General features: G+C 54.4%; 2 protein-coding genes. Both read right to left on the bottom strand.

What is annotated here, in order from left to right:
* Nucleotides 1-124: 124 nt before the first annotated feature.
* A complete protein-coding gene (locus tag ACOCD2_RS17515; RefSeq protein WP_293653016.1) occupies nt 125-1,753 on the bottom strand; it encodes a sensor histidine kinase in 1,629 nt (542 codons plus the stop codon).
* The coding region (locus tag ACOCD2_RS17520) for a PP0621 family protein (protein ID WP_293653017.1) at nt 1,753-2,092 on the bottom strand (340 nt) is incomplete at its 5' end. The genes ACOCD2_RS17520 and ACOCD2_RS17515, both read right to left, overlap by 1 nt.

Here is a 2,092-nt window from a genome sequence, read left to right on the forward strand (position 1 = left end):
AATAGGTTGTCAAAGGCCGAGTCGATTTTGGGGACTGGGATGTCCCAAAATCTATCACGAGGCCGAAGACACGCTTGCCGGTGCCCAAAAACGCCGGAACTAGGGGATCGGTGAGCGATGCGGGTTAGGGTTTGTCTTGCCTGTCTGGGGCAAATTTTAACTTGAAACAGTTTCCGCCGCTCGAAACCGGCAGATAGCTGATGCGAATGTTGTTGGCGTCGCAGAGTTCCTTGACGATATAAAGCCCCAGCCCCGTCCCCATGTTGCTGGTGGTGAAAAAGGGCTCGAACAGCTTGTCCACGATTTCGCTGGAGATGGGTGCGCCATTGTCGATCACCTCGATGTAGCCTTCCCGGGTTCCGGGATCCATGCCGCCAGTCAGGGAGATTGTCAGTTTTTCGGCCTTGTGGGCCTGGTGCTTGATGGCGTTTTCGACCAGCGCATTGACTATCTGGAAAACCTGCTGGGGATCGAACACCAGGTTGGTGTCCGGGGGTGAAACATAGCTGACCATCTGTTCCGGCTGCAACCGGTAGTTGTTGCTCATTTCCTTGCACAGCTTGTTCAGCCAGACATCGAGACGGATCTTTTCCGATTCGACAGGACGCTGACGGGACAGGGAAAGTATGTTTTCGATCACCTCATTGAGCCGGGAAGTGTTCCGGTCGATGATTTCAGTCATGCGCCGGTCGGTTCCCTGCAGGTGATCGGATTCCTGCAGCAATTGATTGGCGTGCCCGGTGGCCCCCAGGGGATTACGTATCTCATGGGCGATGCTGGCGACCAGTTTTCCCAGGGAGGCCAGTTTGAGCTGCTGGGCGGCTTCGGCTGCCCGGGATGCATCATCGAGGAAGATCAGTATGCCGGTGCGCTTGCTTTCACCGATGTTCTGGAATTTGACCAGCAAATCGTTGCCTTCTGCATGAGTATGCAGGTGGCGCTGCTGGGATGAAGGCTGCTGCCGCCAGCGGTTGAGGGCCGTGGCGAGGTCCTCACTGATCTGTCCAAGGGCATAACCCACGGTGCTTATCGGGCGTCCCAGAAAGCGCCATGCCGCATCGTTCAGCATCCGGATATTGGTCTTTTCATCCAGCACGATCACACCGGTTTGCATATTGTGAATAACCTGGTCATTCAGTTCAGTGAGGTTGGCAATGTCCTTGCCCTGCTGTTTGACCAGTTTTTCGCTGAGTTGGGTGCGGGCGGACAATTCATGGGAAAGAAAGGCGAGGGCGAAATAGGAAGTGCCCAGCAGGATCAGTACAGTCAGGTTGTTGAAAGGGTGATTCAGGAAAACGTACTCGAGATAAGCTTCGAGAAATATAGCCGCAGTTGCAACGGCGGTTGAGAACATGGCAATGCGTGTCGGCATGCCCTGGGCGCCAAAGGCGATGGAAATGCCCAGCAATATGCCCAGTCCCGACTGTGCCCCGCCGGATGTGTAGAGCAGGATGCTGATCACGATGCTGTCTACCAGTATGGCAAAGGCGTATTCCACCTGTTTGGAGCCCAGGTCGAAAAAACTCAGGGTCAGGGATGCGATGGAAAGTACCAGATAGGCCAGCACGGTGATGATGTGCAGGTCTGTCGATTCGCTACCGAGAAAGGAAGGCCCAATTCCCGCAACGCTGAAAACCAGCAGGCCGATGGCCAGCATCACGGGGTAGGTGAAATACAGCCGCATCAGCCGTTTGTTGCCTTCCTGGGGTTCAGGCATGATGACCAGACGGTCTGCCAGCCGCTCCGCACGCATCAGCCGCTGTCCTTTTGCGCATGCTCCCTGCTGCAATAGTTGTGTCCGTTTTGCCTTATACACTCGTCTTCCGGGACATGCAGGCCGCAATAATCACAGGAAACCATGTTCTTTATTTTCGGCTTGCTTGTGGAGGGCCTGGAATTGCGCAAGGTGCGCACTATCCACCAGATAAGCCCTGCTGAGGCGAGAAGAAAGATTATTTTCATGTAGGCAAGCCTGAATCCGTGATTCCAGAACGTCAAAACCCGCATTTTACCGACATGACTCGGCAGGAGCCTCTGTAATCGGCATGACATCGAATATTTGTCTGGATGGATCAGCAAATTGATGCTTTGG

The organism is Thiolapillus sp., assembly GCF_048562965.1.
Lineage (GTDB): Bacteria > Pseudomonadota > Gammaproteobacteria > Chromatiales > Chromatiaceae > Thiolapillus > Thiolapillus brandeum_A.